The 19,935-nt window shown below is 69.2% G+C and carries 15 protein-coding genes; 9 read left to right on the forward strand and 6 right to left on the reverse strand.

Annotation, left to right across the window (positions count from 1 at the left end; translation table 11 throughout):
- The 3 genes from ACFVFH_RS28280 to ACFVFH_RS28290 form a co-directional block, all read left to right on the forward strand.
- Nucleotides 1–235: hypothetical protein (locus ACFVFH_RS28280; protein ID WP_383773697.1), on the forward strand; the 235-nt coding region annotated here is incomplete at its 5' end.
- 1,260 nt (nucleotides 236–1,495) lie between these two features.
- A complete protein-coding gene (locus ACFVFH_RS28285) occupies nucleotides 1,496–2,587 on the forward strand; it encodes a hypothetical protein (protein WP_383773699.1) in 1,092 nt (363 codons plus the stop codon).
- Between the two features lie 80 nt (nucleotides 2,588–2,667).
- Complete coding sequence (locus ACFVFH_RS28290) at nucleotides 2,668–3,531, forward strand: DUF3592 domain-containing protein (protein WP_383773701.1); 864 nt, start codon at nucleotides 2,668–2,670, stop codon at nucleotides 3,529–3,531.
- A 108-nt stretch (nucleotides 3,532–3,639) separates the two neighbouring features.
- Here ACFVFH_RS28290 and ACFVFH_RS28295 read toward each other — a convergent pair whose 3' ends face one another.
- Nucleotides 3,640–4,050, reverse strand: a complete 411-nt coding sequence (locus ACFVFH_RS28295; protein ID WP_383773703.1) for a hypothetical protein — start codon at nucleotides 4,048–4,050, stop codon at nucleotides 3,640–3,642.
- Nucleotides 4,051–4,374: 324 nt separating this feature from the next.
- On the opposite strand from ACFVFH_RS28295, the gene ACFVFH_RS28300 reads away from it, so the two are divergent.
- The 4 genes from ACFVFH_RS28300 (at nucleotide 4,375) to ACFVFH_RS28315 (ending at nucleotide 10,950) form a co-directional block, all read left to right on the forward strand.
- Nucleotides 4,375–6,477: a WD40 repeat domain-containing serine/threonine protein kinase gene (locus ACFVFH_RS28300; protein ID WP_383773705.1), complete on the forward strand. Its 2,103-nt coding sequence runs from the start codon at nucleotides 4,375–4,377 to the stop codon at nucleotides 6,475–6,477.
- A gap of 393 nt (nucleotides 6,478–6,870) precedes the next feature.
- Nucleotides 6,871–8,466, forward strand: a complete 1,596-nt coding sequence (locus ACFVFH_RS28305; protein WP_383773707.1) for a hypothetical protein — start codon at nucleotides 6,871–6,873, stop codon at nucleotides 8,464–8,466.
- Between the two features lie 393 nt (nucleotides 8,467–8,859).
- Nucleotides 8,860–10,143, forward strand: coding sequence for a hypothetical protein (locus ACFVFH_RS28310; protein WP_383773709.1), 1,284 nt, complete (start codon nucleotides 8,860–8,862; stop codon nucleotides 10,141–10,143).
- Nucleotides 10,144–10,509: 366 nt separating this feature from the next.
- On the forward strand, nucleotides 10,510–10,950 hold the full coding sequence (locus ACFVFH_RS28315) for a VOC family protein (protein WP_383773711.1): 441 nt from the start codon (nucleotides 10,510–10,512) through the stop codon (nucleotides 10,948–10,950).
- An 87-nt stretch (nucleotides 10,951–11,037) separates the two neighbouring features.
- Here ACFVFH_RS28315 and ACFVFH_RS28320 read toward each other — a convergent pair whose 3' ends face one another.
- The 3 genes from ACFVFH_RS28320 to ACFVFH_RS28330 form a co-directional block, all read right to left on the reverse strand.
- Nucleotides 11,038–11,721, reverse strand: coding sequence for a DUF4232 domain-containing protein (locus ACFVFH_RS28320; protein ID WP_383773713.1), 684 nt, complete (start codon nucleotides 11,719–11,721; stop codon nucleotides 11,038–11,040).
- A gap of 566 nt (nucleotides 11,722–12,287) precedes the next feature.
- Entirely contained in the window at nucleotides 12,288–13,952 is a 1,665-nt protein-coding gene (locus tag ACFVFH_RS28325; protein ID WP_383773715.1) for an ADP-ribosyltransferase domain-containing protein, read from the reverse strand.
- 124 nt (nucleotides 13,953–14,076) lie between these two features.
- Nucleotides 14,077–14,745 (reverse strand): macro domain-containing protein, encoded by a 669-nt coding sequence (locus ACFVFH_RS28330; protein ID WP_383773717.1) that lies wholly within the window; start codon nucleotides 14,743–14,745, stop codon nucleotides 14,077–14,079.
- Nucleotides 14,746–14,903: 158 nt separating this feature from the next.
- Between ACFVFH_RS28330 and ACFVFH_RS28335 the strand changes: the two genes are divergently transcribed.
- Complete coding sequence (locus tag ACFVFH_RS28335; protein WP_383773719.1) at nucleotides 14,904–15,596, forward strand: class I SAM-dependent methyltransferase; 693 nt, start codon at nucleotides 14,904–14,906, stop codon at nucleotides 15,594–15,596.
- 293 nt (nucleotides 15,597–15,889) lie between these two features.
- On the opposite strand, the gene ACFVFH_RS28340 is transcribed toward ACFVFH_RS28335, so the two are convergent.
- Together ACFVFH_RS28340 and ACFVFH_RS28345 are read right to left on the reverse strand one after the other, a co-directional pair.
- A complete protein-coding gene (locus ACFVFH_RS28340; protein ID WP_383773721.1) occupies nucleotides 15,890–17,056 on the reverse strand; it encodes a cytochrome P450 in 1,167 nt (388 codons plus the stop codon).
- 655 nt (nucleotides 17,057–17,711) lie between these two features.
- Entirely contained in the window at nucleotides 17,712–18,278 is a 567-nt protein-coding gene (locus tag ACFVFH_RS28345) for a hypothetical protein (protein WP_383773723.1), read from the reverse strand.
- A gap of 296 nt (nucleotides 18,279–18,574) precedes the next feature.
- On the opposite strand from ACFVFH_RS28345, the gene ACFVFH_RS28350 reads away from it, so the two are divergent.
- Nucleotides 18,575–19,519 carry a bacteriocin fulvocin C-related protein gene (locus tag ACFVFH_RS28350; RefSeq protein ID WP_383773725.1) on the forward strand — a complete coding sequence of 315 codons (945 nt, stop codon included), beginning with the start codon at nucleotides 18,575–18,577 and terminating at the stop codon, nucleotides 19,517–19,519.
- Nucleotides 19,520–19,935 lie beyond the last annotated feature (416 nt).

A 19,935-nucleotide genomic window follows, 5' to 3' on the forward strand; every position in this document is an offset into this window, starting at 1 on the left:
GGTCTACTCCGCAGACACGACGCGCCGCCGCTACGCGGCGGATGGATCGCAGCGCTCCGCGCTGCTGGCCGGCGACTCCGTCGCCGGTGTGGCCAACTCCGTTGGCCACGGCTCGAATTGCTCCGCAATTCGGCCTGCAGAAATTCGCTTCGCGAATTTCTGGGGCTGGCTACGGGGCAGGGTGCGGTGCGTCCGGGCAGAGCTTCAACCTGAACGGATGTTCGGGTTGTTTTGATCCTGGTGAACCCTATGGTCCGTCAATTCCATTGTTGAACAAGGGGGTTGAGAAGATTCCCAGCCCGAGTTCTACCCCAAGGTTACTTTTTTCCTGGTCCCCTATTCGGCCCTGATTGATAGTGCGAAAAGCAGGTCTGGATGAAGCATCGGCCTCTGCGGAGTCGAAGCGTTGTCCAGCAGATGCCGACTTGTGAGATCGGCCGGGAGGTCCTCGCTGACCGAAGCGAGTGGACGGCGGGGGTCGAGGTGATGCTGCAGGGTCTCCGCGAGGGGGACCGCCTGGTCGTGCGGGAGGGCGATGTCGGTCGGCGGACCGATGGTGGTGAGCAGCTCGGCCCGTTGGTGTGTACTCAACAGGCTTGGTGAAGCGGTGAGTTGGAGGTTTCCTTCCTTGTGTGGGCGATGCTGGTCGGTCGGTGCGGGTGGCGGGGTGGCGTCGGTCGGACGGGTACAGCGGGCGCGGTGGTGCCAGTCGGGGCCGGGCTGAAGGGGGCCGAGGGCTGGGACGTCTACCGCGGCGTCGTGGGCCAGGTCTGTGAGCCGGTGGCCGAAGGAGCTGCTGAACAGCAGGAAGTGATCTTGCGCCTGTGACACACCCTGCAGATCACCCGTGACACCCACACACATTCACAGCAGCGGAAGAACAACGCACTCCGTGCGTTGTTCCCCGGACTCCGTCCGGGGTTGCCGGCCCACTCCGTGGCCCATGAGGCCAACTCCGTTGTCCTCAGGTCCTGTTCGCTCCGCGATCAGGACGACGGTCCGCGCTCCGCGCGCGTACCCCGGCCAGTTACGTGAGTGGAGGTCAGGGCCTGGGTGTCTCTGGCTGTTTGACGGGGCATCTCCTTTTCACTGACTCATGGTCAGTGAAAAGTAAGCTGGCCTTATGGAAGCAGAAATGCTATGTAAACTTTGAGATTTCTGTGGGCCCTCTTCCGAAACATCAGGGGCGGTGGATCACTTCTCGCAGCTAATCTCTTCCATCAATTTGCTTTGCAATTTTTATAGTTGATTTTCTTTCCGTTTTGTTGCGGGTCGTGCACAGCGTCACGGCCGCGTGGGATTAGGTGTGCCGGCACGGACCAAAGACCTTCGGATCGTCCACAGGAACGGGGCCTCTCATGGTTCTTGCGGGAGTATCTGCATCGCCGGATCGTGATCTGTTCCTGTTCCTCGAACCTGGCCAAGGAGTACGGAACTGCCAGGAGACCATGCTGAGATCTACCGGTCGTCACCTGAACCCAGCAAAATCACCCGTATGACGATCGACACAGGTGTGACGCCCGCGCGCAGAGCGCCCGTCGCGCTCGCTCGGAGGTTTCTGACTGGTGGCGTGGTCGGGGCCTCGCTCGCCTCGGTCGTCGTGGGCGGGATCGTCGAGAACGGGCCGCTGTTCGCCACGGGGCTGGTTCTGCCCGTGGTCTACGGACTGCTGTTCTTCCTTGCCGGTGTACCGAGGCGTGCTCAGCAGGCGGCGGTCGTACCCCGCACAGCGCTCGCCATGATCGAGCGTCTGGAGGCTGTCGAGGGCGAGTCGAGCGACATACCGGTGCGGTTCGGACTCACTGTCACACCGGACGACGGGCCTGCGTTCGGGGTGGAAATCGCGCAGGACATCAACCTCGTGGACCTGCCCGACTACCGGCCGCGCGGTGTCGTGGTGGTCCAGTACCCGCCGGACCGGCCATGGCTGGTCCGTATCGTCAAGCGGCCGACGCCTGAGTGGGAGAACCGGGTGGCCTCCGCCTGCCTCGATTCGGTGCCGGGGGCGGCCAGAATGGCCGCGCCCCCGGAGGTCTGTGCCTTCGGCTTCGTCGGGCTTCTTGGCCTGCTGCTCGGCGCGGCCGCCGTGGTCCTACTCTTCCGCGTGGACCTGTTCGACCGGGACACCGGCGCGAAGTCGCCTTCGGCTGCGCGGCCGTCCGTCTCCTCCACGTCGTCGACCACGGTTGTGTCGTCGGCGTCCGGAATGGTCGCCCTGGGCCTGGGCCATTCGTTTCTCGACAAGGGCGAGCTGGAGCGGGCCATCGACTCGCTCACCAAGGGTGGGGACACACACCAGGCGCTCACCATCGTCGTACAGGAGCGCCTGCTGTCGGTCGTCTTCTCGCCTGTCGGCACGGAGAGTCCGGGGTTCGCCCCGCGTGCGCTGCCCTACGACCGTTTCCCCGCCCTGGTCGAGAAGGCCACGAACATCCTCGGCGTCCACTCTCCGAAGACTTGGCAGATCACCGCCGACCGTCTCACCGGAGCCTTCGTCATCAGGGTCGTTGTGACCGGGCCCGGGGGCACGGCGTCACTGGAGGCGGACGGGCAGGGCAGGGTGGTACGGCGCACGCCCGCAAAGTGAGGGGCCCCGGGGCCGCACTGTTCCGGACGGCGACGCGCGTGCCTGGCGGCCGTCCCCCGAAGTGGCAGGAGGAAAGACGGATGGGCTGGCACGGATATCTGGTGCTGTGGTGTGGTGTGTTCGGCACGGTGGCGCTGGCCGGATACGGGAGGTCGCTGGCCGGGATGACCCGGGCGCAGCGGACGGTCCGGACGAAGGGGCGGATCGAGCGGGTGGATGAGCCCCGGCACGGAAGCTCCCCGAGTAACGGGATAGCTGTGGTCGTCTCTTTCCAGGACCCCGCCACCGGGCAAGAGTTCACCGTCACCAACGACGGCGAATGCGGCGAGAGGATCAGCGTGGCCTGGACGGGCCGGGAGATCGGCGTTCATTATCCGCGTGGAAGACCCCACGCCTTCCGGTTCGCCAACGACTTCTCAGAAGGCGGGCGCGGACTCGGCTGGCCGACTTTCGCGCTCTTCCTCGTCTACGCCGGCCTGGTCGTTGTCGCCGCGATCGACCGGGGCTGGCCGTGGGCGCTGCTCGGCTTCTGCGGACCCTGGGCCCTCTCCGGCGTGTACCACCTGCCCGGGAACGTCCGCGACAGGAACCGCCGAATCGACGTGCTGGCCGCCATGGCCGCCGTACCCGGCCGTGTCGTCGCCGTACTCAAGAGCGTCACCATCGACTCCGATGACGGCTACACCTCCACCCACCTGGTGCCGGTCCTCACTTTCACCACCCTCGACGGCAGGGCCGTCACGGCCTACTGCGAGTCGGGGCTCCGAGACCCCGCCGGATCGCGGGGTCTGGACGTCACGATCCACTACGCTCCCGACGACCCGGCGAACTTTGTCCTGGACGTCGAGGCCGAACGCCGTTCCTGGAGATGGGACATGGCCGCCAACGTCGTAGGTGTTCTGATCGTGGCGACCGCAGCCGCGGTGGGGGTGGCCGCGCTGTGACACCGAACTCAGCGGGCCTGCCGAGCGGGCCGCGCGGGGGCCCTCAAGGGCCCGGGGCGCGGGCCATGACCTGCTGCAACCAGAGGCCCGCCGGCATGACCCGTCGCTCTACGCGGCCGGGGTGAGTTCGGCGCGGCCGAACAGCAGGGCGTGGCCGGCGGGGAGTTGGTGGAGGATGCGGGTGAGCAGCTCAGGGCTTGCGTACGCGTCGACAGCGGAGAAGACGGAGCCGGTGGCCCATCGAGTGGTGGCCAGGGGTGCGTGGGCGCGGGCGGCGAGGTCCTCGACGAGGGCCCAGCCGGTCAGTGGCTGGGTGTCGGGGATCTGCGCGGTCGCCCCGGCCCAGCAGGAACAACCGGCGAACAACGCGTCCGGACCACCCGCGAACGCCGCGCCATCGAACGGACCACTGCCACCTGGGCCCGCCGCAACGCAGCGGCCCTGCGCGGCATCGCCGGCCAGATCACCGCCCTCACCGAGCTCCCCACCGCGGCCTGCCTCCCGCTCAGTCAGCTGCACGCGGCCCTTGCCCACGATGACCCAGCAGAGCTCATCCGCCCCCTCAACGCCGCCCACTCCGACCTCGCTGCACGGCTCGACGCCCTCACACCCTCCTGGACCCGCACACCAGGACACACGCGATATGCGGCTCCCGCAGGGCAGCCCTGCTTGTAACGGAGCCGGGACAGACGCCTCGGCCGGGGCTCCACTACGCTGACGCTCGAACCGGCGCGGCCTCGACGGAGCGCCAAGTCCGTACGGTGGGGGCGAGTTGTGGTGTCTCCTCGTACGAAACAGCTGCCCGCGTGGGGCAGACACGACCAGCCAGGGGTGACAGTCGGCATGTCCCAACCGGATCACGGCCCGCGCGCGGTTCCCCACCTGGCCGGTGTTCCGGGGTGGCCGACCGATGCACCGCTTGTCCGCCCGTTGGGTTCCGGTGATCCGGTCACCGCGGGTCCGTACCGGCTGGAGGGCCTGCTCGGTGCGGGCGGCATGGGCCGGGTCTACCTGGCGCGTACCCCGGCCGGCAGCGCGGTGGCGGTCAAGCTCGTGCACCGCGAGTACGCGGCCGACGCGGCGTTCCGTAAGCGGTTCGAGCAGGAGGTGTCCGCCGCTCGGCGGGTCCAGGGCCTCTACACCGTGCCGGTCGTCGACGCGGATCTGGGCGCCGACGAGCCGTGGCTGGCCACGGCGTACGTTCCCGGTCCGGCCCTGCACGACGCGGTGGCCGGGCACGGGCCGCTGCCCGTCGCCGCGGTGGTGGCGTTGACGGCCCAGGTGGCCGAGGCGTTGCAGTCCATCCACGCGGTCGGCGTGATCCACCGCGATCTGAAACCCTCCAATATCCTCCTCACCGCCGACGGTCCCAAGGTCATCGACTTCGGGATCGCCCGAGCCGCGGACGTCACGTCGGTGACGAGTACGGGCATGCTGGCCGGGACGCCCGGTTACATGGCGCCCGAGTACATCAGGGGCGAGAGTCTCACCGAGGCGGTCGACGTCTTCGCCCTCGGCGCCATCGCCGTGTTCGCCGCGACGGCACGGCCGGCGTTCGGTGGCGCCGGGCACAGCGTGCTGTACCGCATCCTGGAGCAGGCCCCGGAACTCGACGGCTGCCCCGAGCCGGTGCGGACCATAGCCTCCCGCTGTCTGGAGAAGGATCCGCAGAACCGGCCTGACCTGAGCGAGGTCATCCGGCTGTGCCGTGCGGGCCAGGGCGGTCCGCCGGCTCCTGCCCTGCCCTCGCAGCGAACCGTCCTCGACCCCGCAGCCGCCTTGCACGACGCCGCCACCGCGCCCGCGGCGCCGCAGGGGCAGAGGCCGGCGCCGGGCGTGGTGAGCGTACCCGGGCCCGCGCGGCCCGTTCCTGTCACGGACACGCCGCCAAAGTCCGTCGGCGCGCTGGTGGGCGGGGTCGGGGTGCTGGCCGTGGTAGCCGTACTCGTCGCCGTACTGCTGCCCGGCAATTCCTCCGGCCACGACGCACCCACCGAGATGGCACCGACCGCCACGCTCGGCGGCTACCCCAGGGGCATGGGACCGTACCGTCTGGTGTTCAGTCCCAATGGCAAAACCCTCGCGACGGGCAGCAAGGACGGCAAGGTACGACTCTGGGACGTGGCCCGCCGCAAGGTCCGCGCGACCCTGGCCCTGCGCCCGGCGCCCGGCGCCACCAGGGTGTCGGTGACCGCGGTCGCCTTCAGCCCCGACGGGAGTCTGCTCGCCGCCGGAACGGGCAGCAGCATGGTGGCGCTGTGGAACGTGGCCCAGCGGCGGCAGGTCGCCTCCATCACCACGAGCAAATACGGTTCGGACACCGTCAACAGCGTGGCATTCAGTCCCGATGGCAGGCTTCTGGCCACGGCCGGCCTGGACGGCGCCGGTGTCTGGAACGCAAGGACCGGCCCGAATCTGGGCAAGCGGATCGCCGTTCTCGACGACACCATGCAGGCCAAGCAGGTGGCGTTCAGCCGCGACGGCAAGACGCTGGCCACGGTGGGCTACATCGGCGACCGGAGCCCCGGCTCGCGGGGGGTCGCGCAGCTCTGGGACGTGGCCCGGCGCAAGACGCGCAAGGAGCTCTTCAGCGCCGAGGAGGCTTATGGCCTCTCGTACAGCGCCGACGGCAAAACCATCGCCACCGCTGCCAAGGACCGGAAGGTCGAGCTGTGGGACGCCTCCGGCGGCCGCTCCACGGGCACCGTCGACGAGACGATGGTCGTGCCAGTCCAGAGCGTGCAGTACGGCCCTCGCAACTCCACCCTCGCCGTGTACAACGGCACTGATGTCGACCTCTGGGACACGGCCGAGAACAAGTTGAAGTACCGGCTGACCGGCAACCACTGGAACGTCCTGCACGCGGCGTTCAGCCCCGACGGCACGCTCGTCGCGTCGGCGAGCTCCGACGATGTCGTCCACCTGTGGAAGATCCCGAGGTCCTGACCGGCCCGCGGAACTGCCCCGGGGCTGGGCACCGCTCACCCGCGAGACCTTCGTCGGCGAACTGCCGTCCGGTCCCCCGGACAACGTGGCGAATCGACAAACCGACCAGTCGCCGGTCACCTGCCTGCCTGCCGCCTACCACCTGCCACGTACCGCAGTTTCGCGACGTAGTACGACCGAGGTGTGCTACCCGGTCCTGCTCAAGAACGGCCGTCAGTTCCCTTCCGGGTCGCCGCGCCGCCCGTTGCGGATCGCATCTCTGCGGGTGGGTCTGATTTTGGGCCCCGGTCACGGGCCCCCGGGCCCTACTCATGGGCCCCGTTGTCATAGGTACAGTCCAAGCGCCAGCAGGCAGACGGCCGCGGTGAAGAGAGAACCATGACGAGGTGACACATGAAACGAAGCGACCGAGTGCGCATGGACCTCCGCGCATGCGGCGGACAGACTGCAATCGAGTATCTGGCCCTGTTGGGGATCGTGGCAGTCGTGGTTGGTGCGATCACCGCCGCGACCATCGGGGGCGATATCACCGAGCTCGCCCACCGTCAGATCTGCCGCCTCGGTGTGGTGACGGGCGGCGGTGGCGACTGCCCGGATGACAACGATGTCAACACCGCTCGGCGGGCCGATTCGAAAAAGCCCGTCAAGTCTGGTGCTCTCCATCGCAAAGAAGTCGACGAGCCCGTCGTCAAGTCGGCCCGAACCTCCCCCGAAAAGTCGGTGAACGCACTTCCCGACATGTGCTTCGAGGCGCGGGAATCACAGTCGTCGGTATCCATTCCGGGCAACAGCATTCCCGGGAAGATAGCGGCTTGGGGATATTCCTGGCTGGTCAACTTCGTGATCGAAAAGATCAGCAACGAGAAGAACAAGGAGAAACGGGTCAAGCAGGCACTGGCCGACCTCGCCTGGTGCCTGCCCAGCTACAACATCGTCATCGCGCAGCCGCACGAGGGCAATTTGCAGGAGATGGACGGGACGGCGATGGTCGAGACCGTTCAGATCAGCGGCACGACGTACCGCGTCTACGCGTTCAAGACCGGCAAGTTCACCTGGGCGAAGGATGCCGATCTCGGTTGGAAGAACCGGGGGTTCCGTGGGGTGTACGACGTCAGCGAGGACCGCCGCACCGTCACGTTCAAGGAGCCGTCGAAGCCCAAGCGGAAGGAAGGGTGGAAGCCCGGCGACGAGGGCTGCCAGGTCGAGGGCCAGGAGCCGCCCGACCGGAATCGGTACTACGACACCTACAGTCCGCTGGACAACGAGGGGTCGGCCCAGGCGGTACGGATGCTCGTGAACGACATGCGCCGTTGTTATCCCGACTACAACGTCGTCGCGATGCACTCGGAACAGAAGTCGCACTGGATCGAGAAGCCGGATTCCTTCGTCCACGAGGGCCGATACCGGCTGAACTCGAACGAGTACCACGACGACGAAGAGGGAGATGACATCGAATCGGGCCGAGCCGTCTTCGACATCTACGTCTTCGACAAGGGCAAGTTCCGCAACGACGGTGACGGCGGCTACACCAACTGGGCTTGGTACGGCAACGTCGACCGCGACGGCTCCGAAGTCAGCTTCGACACCCCGGACCCGGCCGATCTCGACGCCGACCCCTACCCCGTCGGATCGGGCACGGTGAACTTCAACGACGAGACGCCGAAATACAAGGATGGCGGCCCCTACCCCGGCACCGACTACACCGGCAAGGTACCGGGCGACGACGCCGAACTGACCCACTCACTGATCGAGGAGTACAGCCGCAGCTTCCCCGACAAGAACATCATCGTGGCGAAGTCGTTCAACGACCTTTCGTTCACCAAGGTGTCCGGCCTCGAACATCTCGCGGTGGTGGACGGTGTCGACGTGTTCGCCATCGACGGCGGAACCATCACCAACAAGGGCGACGGCGGCTGGAAGAACTGGGGCTTCACCGGCAACTACGACTACGACGAGAAGGGGAAGGAAGTGACCTTCAGCAATCGGTGAGGGCGACAGCGGTCGAGGGCGCCCGAAATCAGGTGCCGGTGCCGAACTCCCGGCAGCCGACAGCGGTCGGCCGCCGGGAAGCCGGTGCACACACCCGACGTCCCGGCGGCACGGGCTCCGTTCACAACATCGCACGGCGCGTACGGCCACCGGCTGGTCGTCGGGGCATACCGAACGTCCGGGACGCCGCCGACTGCCAGAGCGACACGCGGGCGGCGGGGCTCCCGGAACGCCCTGAGCCGGACCGGACGGCGGCGGGAGCCCCGTGTCGGCACGCGGGCGGCAGGCCCTGGACCGTAGATCCATCGGTCCGGGCCTGCCTGTGTGCCGGGGCTCCCGGGCCCCGGGATGGTCTGCCTCTGGTGCCTTTCGCTCCCGCTAGGGTTCGCGATCATGGACAGAGTCGACCTTGAGCACCGCCATCGCACGTACGACGGCTGGATACCGCCCACCGTGGCCGCGCTCCTTCACGAGCATGGCCACCATGACATCCTGCGCCGGGCGGCTGCCCGCGGTGACTGGTTCTGCGCCCGTCGGCTCGCCGAGGTCGCTGCCGGGTCCGGTCCGGACGGACGGGCCACGGCTCTGGCGTTGCTCCAGCCGTTCGCGGCCACCGGCTGGTGGCCTGCCGTCGAGACCGTCGCCGGGCTGCTCGCCGAGTGGGACCGGCACGACGAGGCCATCGCGCTGCTTCGGCCGCTAGCCGGGACGGGGCACCGGTACGCCCAGCGCGACCTGGCCCGGCTGCTGGCTCGGCAGGACCACCTCGACGAGGTCATCGCCCTGCTCGGCCCGCGGGCCGCAGACCTCATGCTCGCCGAGGAGCTGGTGGAGCTCGCCGCGGGCCGCGGTCGCGACCCTGAAATCGCCGCGCTGCTTCCCGCTGTCGGTACCGGCCCGACGGACCCGTTCGGACCCTGGAGCTCGGACGCGGCGGACACGGTCCCCCTGCACGCGAGGTTCCTGGAGCTTCGAGGCCGGATCGACGAGGCGGTCCGGCTGCTGGCCGGGTACGTGCGTGTCGACGGTGTCGTGTACGCGGACCACGCCGAACAACTCGCCCGTCTCCTGGGCCGTCACGGACGTGAGGCCGAGCTGCGCGCGTTCCCGGCCGACGACGGCGGGGAGTACGCCCTGGCCGCGCTGGCCCAGCTGCTGGAGGAGCAGGGCCGGATCCCGGAAGCGGTTGCCCTGCTCGGGCAGCCCGCCGGGGCCGGGGACCCTCATGCGGCCTCCGGCCTCGCCGAACTCCTCGCCCGTCATGGCCGCCACCACGAGGCGGTCGAGGTGCTGTGGTCGGCCGTGGAGACGGCCGGCGGCGACGGCGAGTGGCTGATGCACCTGCTCTGCCGCGTGCTGGTCGGTGCCGGGCGGGCCGAGGACGCCCTTGACCGGCTCGACGACTACTGCACCCGCCACGGTGGCGACCCCCGGGAACAGGCGCTCATGAAGGCCGAGGTCATGAGGTCGAGCGGCCTTGCCGTGGACGCCGAGGCGGAGCAGGGCGATTTCCCCGGACAGGTCGATTTCCCCGGATCCGACGAGGAGCTTCTGCGCTCCGGAACGGTGGACGGTGCCATCGCGCTCGCTGAACGTCTGGTGCGGCGCGGCCGGCCGCAGCAGGCTCTCGCCCACCTCCGCGACCGCCTGGACGCGCCGGGGTCGGTGCGCGGGTGAGAACTGCGATGGCCGGCATCTTGCCCCGGGCCATGGAGGGGCCGGGGGCAGGGGTGCATGGCCGCGCAGCCGCCGTGGAGGTCGTTTCCCGTCCTCATGAGTCCGATGTGATTCCTGGGGTTGCATCAGCCTGGGTGGTGCTGGGCCGACGGCGGTCCCTGACCGCTCGGAGGATGGTCGGCGCGACACAGGCGGCGTCGGGACGTCGTAGGGCGTAGGTGCACCGGTGGGTGTGGGGGAAGATTCTGGCCTTGCCGAGACGATTCGGAATCCGGTGGTCTGCGGATGTCGAGAACGTGTCACCGGCTCCGTCCCAGGGACATCGACGGCCACGAGCGGCCGCACGAGGAAGAAGGAGAGACCAGCATGGCGATTCAGCGGATGGACAACGTCGGCATCGTCGTCGAGGACATGGATGCCGCCATCGCGTTCTTCGTGGAACTCGGTATGGAGCTGGAGGGCAGGGCGGAGGTCGAGGGGCTCTTCGCCGACCAGTGCACCGGGCTCGACGGCGTCCGCTGTGACATCGCGATGGTCCGGACCCCGGACGGTCACAGCCGGCTCGAACTGGCGAAGTACCGCAGCCCTGCTGTGATCAGCGCCGGGCCGCGCAACCGGCCGCACAACACTCTCGGCATGCACCGTGTCATGTTCGCTGTCGACGACATCGAGGACACCGTTGCCCGCCTGCGCCCGCACGGCGCCGAACTCGTCGGTGAGATCGCCCGGTTCGAGGACAGCTATCTGCTCTGCTACGTCCGCGGCCCGGAGGGCATCATCGTCGGGCTGGCCGAGCAACTGAGCTGAGGAGGAGAGGGAGACGAACCGTGCGGCCGAGGGGGCAGGAAAGCGGCGCTCGGGTAGCCGGATGCCGTCAGGTCGGCCACGCCGCCCCTACTCGGTCGTGTGCGTGGGGTAGACCTCGACGTCGGTGTAGGCGCCCTTGATGTCGCCCGCGCCCTCGGGCCACTTCAGGCTCACGGTGTGGGTCTCGTTCGGGGGCGTCACCAGGATGTTGGTCGGGGACGTGAGGCTGTTGCCGGTGTTGTCGATGTGGTAGGCGAGGTTGAAGACCGCGGCGTCGCCGGGCTTCAGGGTGGTGATGCGCGGCTGGGCGTGGCCGCGCTCGATGGGATTCGAGGTGTTGTCGGCGTCCTTGATGTCGACACCCGCGAAGCCCGTCGCCGAGCAGGTGGTCGAACCCCGGTTGATCATGGTGATGTCGATCCGGCCCTCGTTCTGGTCCGGCGCGGCGTCGCTGACGTCGATGGCCAGGTCCGCCGTCTTGCAGAACGTGACCTTGCCGCCGGTCTTCGACGTGCCGTTCGAGGCTGCCTGCGCCCGGGTGTCCTCGCCGGAGCCCGACTTCGCGTTGTCGGCCTCCGAGCCGTTGGAGCCGGAGCCCGGGTTCCCTTCCGGCTTCGAACCGGCTTCCGAGGGCGAAGAGGACGTGGAGCCCTTGGAGGTCGTGTCCTTCCCGGAGCTGTCGTTCCCGGAGCTGTCGTTCCCGCAGGCGGTGAGCGAGAGGGTGGCGGCGACGCCGAGGGCGGCGAGGGCAGTGACGCGGGTGTACTTCATGGTGTTCCCCCAGGAGTTGCGCGGTGCTTGCGGTCGGTCGGAAGTATTTGTATCTCGCACCGAGTCACAGGCGGTCCCCCGCGACGTCTTCATTCCGTCACAGGCGTAGGGGCCGCACGATCCGCCGGGACATCGCCGCCGTGAAGCCGAACTGACTGGTCGACAGTTTTCTGGGGCGGAGAGCGAACGAGCACCGCTCCGGTCAGGGAAGCGGGGGGCTCCCATCGGACCGCGGCAGCGGTGCAGGGCGGCGATCGGTCCGGATCGCCGCCCAAGATCGCCTACGGGCTGTCCCGCGATTCCTGGCGGGACAGCCCTTGCGGCTCAGGGGACTCCGGCCCCATCGAGTCGGTCCCATGGGGCCGACGTACTGCCCTCCGGCGGCGACAGCACTGCCCGGAGCCGGGGCCCGTCGTCCCTTCCTCCGGGACGCCTCGTCCGCGGGGGCTCTCCCGGGGATGCGGGCGGCTCTCCCGGACGGCGCAGAGGCTCTGCGGGCTCCATCTCTGCGGGCCCTGCGCTCCCCCGGCCACTTCGTCCCGGTGGTCGGGGAAACATCGGCGACGTCATGACACCAGGCCGGCCCCCTCCAGCTCGGTCAGACGCACGGTGCAGAGACCGCCGCGCTCGGCCTTCACCTCGGTGACCTCCAGCTGTGTTCCCGGCGCGAGGATGTACTCCTCCTCGCCCGTGAACGCGGAGAACCGCCGGATTCCCACCGCCCGCGCGGGTGTCACCTCGAACAGCGTCCGCCGGCCACGTCCGCCGAGGAACGCTCGGGCCACACCCAGCTCGGACGTGCACGACGACACGCCCCACCACGTCACCGTCCGGCCCAGCTGGTACTGGGACCGCAGGTCCAGCGCCACACCGCGCCACAGCGGCCGTGCGTGCGTCGGCAGCGCCTCCATCGCCGAGAACAGCAACCGCAGGTACGGCAGGTACGGCACCACACGATCGCGGTCCGACGAGCGCAGCACGGCGTTGATCTCGCGGTAGAAGCCCGACTCGCACGTGTACAGGTAGAGGGCGGATATCGCGTCGGCCGACAGGGCGCCCACGGTCTTCGCGGACGGTGTGCCCGCGGGTGCCGCCTCTGCGGCCTTCGTCTCCCCGAACCGGCTCGCCAGGTCGATGTGCCGCTCCAGGTGCGCGAGCACCCGCGAGACCGGCTCGACGGCCTTGCGGAAGTCCATCAGCGGGGTGTCGAACACCCCGGTGACGGGTGGCAGGACGAGGCCCTCGTCCTTGACGCTGGTGAGCCGCTCCAGATACAGCTGGTGCAGTTCCATCGTGGATGCGATGAACGCGCCCATGCGTTGCGCGACTCCGCTGTCCTGTGGCACGTCGGTCCCGCCTGCGCCCTGGTCCCAGCCCTTCTGCGGCAGCCAGTCGACCGGCTCGGTCCCCACCGCCGCCAGGGCGTCGTTCACCTGGGCGAAGTGGTCGCCCTCGCAGAACAGATCGCCCTGTGCGGCCGGATTGGCATGGTCCAGGTGGCGGACCTGCACCTCCGGGTACTTCTTCTCCAGCCGCTGGACGACCCTCTTCAGGCTCCGGGCGTGCGCGCCCCACCAGGCGAACACCACCCCGCGGTCGTCCTCCGCCGTCGCGTTCTGCTTCGCCCGGAGGATCTCCTCGACGATCTGCTCGGCCACGGGGCGCCAGAACGACGTGTGCCGGTCGGTGGCCATCGCGCCGTCCGCGCTCGCCGTCAGGGAAGCGTTGAGCAGCAGCACCCCCTGGGTCAGCATCGCCTGGAACCACTCGGGCGGCTGTACCGTGTCCTCCTTCTTCAGGAGGGCGCGGATGTCGGCTATCGGGGTCTTCTTGACGATGCCGTACTTCCACATCGCGGCCGCCTTGATGAGGCAGCGGATGCTGACGACCCGGCCGAACTGGCTGTCCTTCCAGTCGTTGAAGGTGTTGTCGAACATCGCGATGCCGGTCGCGCTCTCCGCCCGCGGGTAGGGGTTCTGTCCGAAGACGACCACCTTCCACTTCTCCGGCGGATGCGGCTTCAGCGCCTGGAACGTCAGCTCGCGCACCGGGACGACCTCCGGGCTGCGCTTCGGGCCGATGAAGTCGGCGGCTCCCGGCTGTGCCTCGATCACCGGTGCGAGCAGCGGCAGCCAGGGTTCGCCGCCGTCGGTGAACAGGCCGGCCAGGCCCAGCGGATCTCCGGTGGGGGAACCGGCGGCGTCCGCGGCCGTCGCGTCGACTTCACTCACGAGGGTGGGACTCCCGTTGCTCGGACCGGGCGCCTCCACGGGCGTCCCGGTGTGCTGAACAGATGTGGCAGGGTCGTCGCCGGTGTCCGCGCCCTGGGCGGCACCGGCCTGTGCGGTCTTCGGGTCAGTGGCGAAAGGAAGGCCGCTGCGGCACGTTGATCCGGATCCGCCGTACGGACCCCGCTCCCTCGATGTCGTCGAGCTGTGCCAGTACGGCGGCCCGCAGCTCGTCGTAGTCCGTGAAGCCGTGGTCGTGGAAGAGGGTGTAGCCGGTCCACATCAGGTTGGCGCACACCTTCGCGGGCACCTGCCCGGTCTGTGCGCCCATCCCGACGAGGGCCACCGACCGGATGCTGCCCGGCTTCGCCCGGTTCTGCAGGTGCACGGCCTGGAAGGCGGCCGCGCAGGCCAGGGCCACGTTCATCGTGTGGCTGACGTTCTGCGACGACTGGCGCATGGTGGGGGTCGAGATGAGGTACCGGGGTATGGCCGCGCCGGACGGGACGCACACGGCGCTGCCCACTGGCAGCCGTCCGCCGAACCGGTCGCGGATCGCCCGCTGCACCCGCACCTGGATGCCCGCGCCGAGGTACCGCTTGACGACGGCGTCGACCCCGCCGTCCATCCGGCCGCGCTCATTGGTGGGGGACACCCAGGCGTCGGCGTCCACGTCGAGAAGGGAGCCCCGCCTGATCTCCACCTCCGGCGTGTCCGCGAACGCGGACCGCCAGGCCGTCACCACCTCATCGTTGACATCGACCAGGACGACACCCAACGCATGCCTGACGCCCACGAATCCACCCCTCTCACCCGTGATCTCGAACAATCCCGAAGCTACCGCGCACCACTGACAGTGCTGTCCGACAGAGTCGTTGGCGCCCGGCGGTGGGGTTTTTGCCGGTCCGGCAACAGGAGTGGCGTGGCTCGAAGGCGATGGGCGACGGTGGGCCCGTGACCGACAACATCGTGGCAGGAGCACCCATGTCCGACATCACCTCGTCCGTCGACGGCTACGTCGGAGATCCCGCGGTGCGGGCGGAGTGGGACAGCCGGTACGCCGACCGGCAACAGCTGTGGAGCGGCCAGCCCAATGGTGCGCTCGTGGCCGAAACCGCCGGGCTCACCCCTGGACGGGTGCTCGATGTCGGCTGTGGCGAGGGAGCGGACGCCGTCTGGCTCGCGCGCAACGGCTGGGACGTGACCGCGCTGGAGGTCTCGGGCATCGCGCTGGAGCGGGCGGCCGGGCACGCGCGGGACGCCGGGCAGACCATTCGCTGGGTGCACGCCGCACTCACGGAGGCGGTGCTCCCGCCGGCCTCCTTCGACCTGGTCTCCGCGCAGTACCCGGCCCTGCTGCGTACCCCCGACGCCGCCGCCGAGCGCGCGCTCCTGGCGGCCGTCGCGCCCGGCGGCGTACTGCTGCTCGTCCACCACGCGGGGATGGACACCCAGCCCGCACAGGACAGCGGCTTCGACCCGGCCGACTACGTCTGGCCCTCGATGGTCACCGCTCTGCTCGACGACGACTGGGTGGTGGAGGTGGACGAGCAGCGGCCGCGGGTGGCGCCGGACGGGGGTGCCGGCGCGCACCACACCGACGACCTGGTGCTGCGCGCGCGCCGACTGCGCGGCCCTGCCGCCTGATACGGACTCGGCGGGCCCACGGTTGCGGACGGACGAAGCCCTGCTCGAAGAAGGTGTACTCGACTACGCAGTAGCCGCACGGGCCGGACGCCCCCTCCGCCACGACGGCCAGCCCCTGCCCGCACCACCGCCGGATACTCTCGACTCGCTCCCTGTCGCCCTCGGCCGCAACGGAGTCGATGCCGACCAGCTCGTCCGTCTCCGACTCCCTGGCGCGACGCACGACGAATTCACTGGGGTCCTTTGCATCCATGGGGCCATGGTGTCGCCCCGATGGCGGGCGGGGAAGGCGGCTACCAGGTCACGGGAAGGTGCAGAGGGCTCCTGGTGAGGGCGCTCCTGCGCCATTCGACGGTGTCGGCCGGGACGGTCAGGCGCAGGTCGGGGAGGCGGGCGGCCAGCCGGTGGAGGGCGAGGCGGAGTTCCGTGCGGGCCAGGGAGGCGCCGAGGCAGTAGTGGTGTCCGCCGCCGAAGGCGAGGGTGGGGTGCTCCAGCGGGGCGAACAGGTCGGCGAAGGGGTCGCCGGGGAACGCCGAGGGGTCGTGGTCGGCCGCGCAGCGGTCCAGGGTGACGAGGTCTCCGGCTCGGACGGCCGTGCCGACGATCTCCAGGTCTTCGGTGGCGCGGAGCGGGCTGGTGCGTTTGTCGGGGTCGTTGAGCGGGAGCAGGTGCGTCAGGCGGTCGGCCACTGCGCCCGCGGCCGCTTCGTCGGAGCCCAGGCGGGCCCAGTCCTGCGGGCGTTCGTTCAGGAGATAGAGAAGGCTGTTGCCCAGCATGGTCATGGTGGTGTCGTAGCCCGCCACGACGAGGGAGGTCACGAGGTTGACGAGCTGGGGCTCGGGGATGCCTCCTTCGCGATCGGCGGCCTGCACGAGGGTGCTGATCAGATCGGGACCGGGGGCGTGTCGGCGGTCGGCCATGAGGCGGGTGGCGAACTCGGTGAACTCCTGGGCGGCCTGCGCCGTTTCGTTCTGCGGAACCGAGGCGTTGGGGAAGGCGCGTTCGGTCCAGTGCAGCAGCCGGGTGTCGTCGAGGTCGTGGATTCCCAGCAGCGCGTTCATGACGGCGATGGGGAGGGGCCGGGTGTAGTGGTCGACGAGGTCCGCGGGCGCGCCGTGGCCGACGAGGTCTTCGACCAGCCGGTCGGCGATCTCGGCGACCATCGGGGCGAGGTGGTCGATCGCACGGGGGGTGAAGACCCCTTTGGCGGTGTGGCGCAGCCGCGCGTGAGCGGACCCGTCCTGTTTGGCCATGGCGTCGGCGGTGTCGGTGAGGGGCGAGGCGGCTGCGGCGGGCAGGACGGCGCGGACGAACCGGTCGTCGGCCAGTACTTGGCGGATGTCGTCGTAGCGGGTGAAGTGCCAGGCGGGGCTGCCGTCGGGCAGGGTCGTGCGCCGGGGCGGCCCGGGAGCATCGAGTGTCAGCCGGTGCAGGGGAAGGGATTCCTCGTCGTCGGTCATGATTCTCCTGAGCGAGCGGTGGCCTGTGATGCGGGGGCGGCGGCATTCCGGATCCCCGTATACGGGCTGGTGCGGCGGCGTGTGGCGGGTGCTGCGGACGGGCGGCGGCGGAGGGGAGTGGTCGTCGCTTCCGGCCCGGGGCAGCGCAGCCTCGGTGCCAACTCTCGCACATCTGCTTGAACAGAGAGTGCATGATCGATTACTGTACGTGTCGAGTCTGCGTGGTTGTCCTGCTGGTCACGGCCGGGCGTGCTTGCCGCAGCCCGTCGTCTCACGGGCCGGGGGCGGCGGGTCACCGCGCTCGGCCGCCCTTCGCGGACGCGGCGCAGCTCACCGGCGTGGGGCGCTTCGTCATGCTCCTGCCCGAGGGGCGGGTCGACGGTCGCGATGCCCGTCGCCCCCAGGGCCCCAGGACCCCAGGGAGGAACCGATGAGGACGCGCTGTCCCGGCCGTGCCGTTCCTTCGCCGCACCGTGCTGCGGGGCCGTGTGGTCCGTGACGGTCCGGCAGCCGACCGCGCGCTCCGGTGCCAAGGGCACCGCGCTCGCCGGTGGTCCAGTCCGTCACACCAGGAGGCGGCCCCCATTCCCTCGTGTCAGCAATGGCAGGCGTTCCGGGTCGCCTTCCTGACCGCCGAGGGCGATCGGCCGATCGCTCACCGGCAGTTGTTCACATAAAGCACCCAGCTCCAGTCGGCCGTGTCGTCCTGGGCGAAGGCCCCGCCATCGACCCATCGGACGGTTGCGGTGTTGTCCTTGAACTGAGCGACGGTCCCCGTCGTCTGATTGTTGATCCAGGAGCCGACGGCGGTCCAGGGGATCATGTAGTCGCTACAGGCGACCATCTGGATCTCGTCGCCCCACCATTGCGCGTTCTGGAAGGCGCAGAAGGTTTTGCTGTTGCAGCTGTCGAGGATCTTCTTCGAGCCGGTGAGTTCCCGTGCGCGTTTCTCCCCGGGCAGAGTGAGTACGACAGAGCTTCCGCCGCCGAGATCGATCTTGTTGGCCGCGATCTGCTTCCCGCCCATGGTGGTCAGGTAGCCGTCCACGCGGCGCTGAAGAGCGGCGGCGTCCGTGCGACTGAGGCCCGCCTCCTGCGCCTGAGCCGCAAAGGCCGTGGCCCGGGAGCCCCCGTCGGGCGCGGCGGCCGACGCCGTACCGGCGACATCGAAGCCGATGAGCAGTGCACAAACGGAGGCAAGGGTGGCGGCTTTGCGTAGCATCGCTTTCTCCTGTTCATCCGATCTGCGGATTTCTGGCCTGTAGCGGCAGGATGGCACGTACACCCAAAGAGGAAGAAGGTGTCTGCCGTACGCACAATTACGTACACTCGCGATTGCTCCGTCCCGCGATCAAATCCTTTGCTTCCACGCCCGATTGACGCTCCCGGACGGCTCGGTAAATAATTCCTCCTCGGGTACGGCCGAAGCACGCGACGGTTCCCGAACGGCGCGCTCCGGAACGGCCTGAAACTCGCAACGGACGAGCACCATGAGACGAGTCGTCAGACAAACATGGGGTGAAGCTTGTGACCGAATGGGTGTTGGCATTCGACGCCGATTGCCAATTCTGTGAAGAAGTCGTGAATCGGGTTCGCTTATCCGTCGACGGCACATTGACCACCGCGGGCCTCACGGAGCCCCGTATTCGCGAGCTGCGCGAGCGTGCCCTGGGAGTAGGGGCCGAGTGGGCCCCTACTCTGCTGGCGGTCGACGGCGAGCAGGTGCGGGCCTGGACCGGAACCGCACTGTCCCTCCGCCTGGCGCGGCTGCTGGGGCCGTCGGACTCACTGCGGGTGGTGCGTGCGCTCCGCGACCTCGATGTGCTGCGGCCTCCGAGCCGGCGAGGAGTCCTCAAGGCCGTACCGGGGCTGGCCCTGGGAACGTTCCTGGTCACCGGTGGTCTGGCGGCCTCTCCCGCACAGGCCGTGAGCCGCGCCAAGGGCAGTAAGGCGTCGCGGTGGGTGAAGGCCAACCGAGGCCGGCTGCCCTCCGAGTACTCCGAGTTCGTCTCCTACCCCGCGGAGTATCGGCGCGCGATCTACGGCGCGCTGTCCGTTTCGGCCCGGAGCGATCTGTGGGTGGCACACTTCGCGCACTACCGGAAGACGCATTCCGGTCTGTCGGCCGAGCAGTCCGCCGCCCTGGACGACGCGACGCGGCTGGCGCCGCAGATCATCGCGGGTCGTCAGCAGGGCGCAGCCGTCGAGAAGCTGGAGGCGGCGACCGCGGAGGCGTTCGGCGAGAGCGAGGCGCGGGCGGTTCTGATGATGCTCGGCCCGGCGGACACGCACCGCGCGGCGCCCCGGGGCGATCAGAACATCCAGGTCCTCGACTGCAATTCGCAGTGCGCGGGGTCCGGAAGCTGCGACACGGTGTGCTACGACCAAGGGTATTGCAACTGGACCGATCACGGCTGCGGCCCTCTGTGGCTGGGACCGTGCAGCGGGTTCTGCATCTCCTGAGGCCACCCTTTCCCGGAGCTCGCGCCTCCCCTTGGGCGGCCGGGCACGTGAGGCCGGTCGGGCCGCACTCGGCGGTCGGGTCCGCCGGCCGTACGCCGGTCCGGCGGGCGTTGCCCGCGTGGCGGCCGCCCACGTCGTTCGACACACAGGTCAACGTGATGTCCCGCTCGGCCGGCGCACTCCGTGCCAGGGATACGCAGCCGCCGGCCGCGTACGTCCGCCTCGGACACCACGAGGGCGGTTCCGCGCGGTAGAAGGCGCTGCTCGGGGGTGCGGCCAGGAGGGGGTGCGGCCAGGAGGGGCCCACTGCCCGTGCTCCGCCGAGGCACCGCACCTCGGCGGAGTACCGCGATCGGTGACACCGCGCATCCGACGCACCGGGGACCTTGATGTGAGCATGGGCAACGGCAACGGAC

Origin of the sequence: Streptomyces sp. NPDC057697 (assembly GCF_042799335.1) — a bacterium.
Classification (GTDB): Bacteria; Actinomycetota; Actinomycetes; order Streptomycetales; family Streptomycetaceae; genus Streptomyces.

Excerpts from the sequence above, each read along its gene's own strand:
- ACFVFH_RS28285 (WP_383773699.1), top strand. The coding sequence starts at position 1,496 with ATGACGATCGACACAGGTGTGACGCCCGCGCGCAGAGCGCCCGTCGCG.
- ACFVFH_RS28290 (WP_383773701.1), top strand. The coding sequence starts at position 2,668 with ATGGGCTGGCACGGATATCTGGTGCTGTGGTGTGGTGTGTTCGGCACG.
- ACFVFH_RS28300 (WP_383773705.1), top strand. The coding sequence starts at position 4,375 with ATGTCCCAACCGGATCACGGCCCGCGCGCGGTTCCCCACCTGGCCGGT.
- ACFVFH_RS28305 (WP_383773707.1), top strand. The coding sequence starts at position 6,871 with ATGAAACGAAGCGACCGAGTGCGCATGGACCTCCGCGCATGCGGCGGA.
- ACFVFH_RS28310 (WP_383773709.1), top strand. The coding sequence starts at position 8,860 with ATGGACAGAGTCGACCTTGAGCACCGCCATCGCACGTACGACGGCTGG.
- ACFVFH_RS28315 (WP_383773711.1), top strand. The coding sequence starts at position 10,510 with ATGGCGATTCAGCGGATGGACAACGTCGGCATCGTCGTCGAGGACATG.
- ACFVFH_RS28320 (WP_383773713.1), bottom strand. The coding sequence starts at position 11,721 with ATGAAGTACACCCGCGTCACTGCCCTCGCCGCCCTCGGCGTCGCCGCC.
- ACFVFH_RS28340 (WP_383773721.1), bottom strand. The coding sequence starts at position 17,056 with ATGACCGACGACGAGGAATCCCTTCCCCTGCACCGGCTGACACTCGAT.
- ACFVFH_RS28345 (WP_383773723.1), bottom strand. The coding sequence starts at position 18,278 with ATGCTACGCAAAGCCGCCACCCTTGCCTCCGTTTGTGCACTGCTCATC.